Source organism: Lewinella sp. (genome assembly GCF_050633125.1).
Taxonomy (GTDB): domain Bacteria; phylum Bacteroidota; class Bacteroidia; order Chitinophagales; family Saprospiraceae; genus Lewinella.
Genome location: NZ_JBOEFX010000171.1, coordinates 1 through 488 on the forward strand (window position 1 = coordinate 1; position 488 = coordinate 488).

At 46.9% G+C, this 488-nt stretch carries 1 protein-coding gene; it reads right to left on the reverse strand.

Annotation, left to right across the window (positions count from 1 at the left end):
- Positions 1–488 (reverse strand): hypothetical protein (locus ACRBG0_RS26890; RefSeq protein WP_431489921.1); only part of this gene is annotated, 488 nt, incomplete at both ends.

Sequence of the window (488 nt, forward strand, 5' to 3'; positions counted from 1 at the left end):
CCACAGTTGTCTCCAACTACTGGGATGCCAGTATGGCCAAGCTTCTCAAGGAATGCATTCAATGCAGCAGTGCTTCCTCCAAAGAAGGTGTTGCGCGTAGCATTGAAGTCCAGTACACCATCAGCACCAGCAATCCAAGACTGAGGTGTCTGGAAGTGGACGAAGTCGATGTCTTCACATACCAAATCACGGGTATCTTCAATCGCTACAGAAGTAAATCCTGCACCAGATACTCCGGTATTGTTATCAGAATAGATACTAACGGTCCAGTCACCAAAACCAACCGTAGACCAGTTGGTAATTACCAAGGTATAGCTCGTATTTGGTAATAATGGCAGGCTCATACGTAATGCTGGATCGAAAATATTGCCACCAGGTACAAACGCATCATCAGAAGATCCAATGAGGTTCTCACATGGAGCAGCAGGATCGAAACCGCCCTGGAACAGGAACATGCTCGCATCACCCCAATCAGAATCCATCAGCAT